1 protein-coding gene is annotated in these 247 nt (G+C 63.6%); it reads right to left on the reverse strand.

Annotated elements, in window-relative coordinates; genetic code table 11:
• Nucleotides 1-247, reverse strand: a 247-nt coding sequence (locus AC5IJH_RS18675; RefSeq protein ID WP_491904313.1) for a glucuronate isomerase, incomplete at both ends; no start/stop codon positions are given.

A 247-nucleotide genomic window follows, 5' to 3' on the forward strand; every position in this document is an offset into this window, starting at 1 on the left:
TAGTGGGCGGCGAAGAGCCGCCAGACTTCGCGTGCCTTTGCCGAGTCCGCGCCGGCGCGCAGCGTCTCCATCGGCACACCCTGGCTGTACAGCATGCGCAGCACGTAGTGATCGGGCAACAAAAAAAGCGATGTGGGGTCCGGGAAAGCTGTGTTCTCTGCAAACCAGCGCGGGTCAGTGTGGCCATGCGGGCTGAGGATCGGCAGTGGCGCAATCGCTTCGTAAAGGCGACGTGCAATTGCGCGCG

The organism is Candidatus Dedyshia acidiphila, assembly GCF_051025295.1.
Taxonomy (GTDB): domain Bacteria; phylum Acidobacteriota; class Terriglobia; order Terriglobales; family Acidobacteriaceae; genus KBS-83.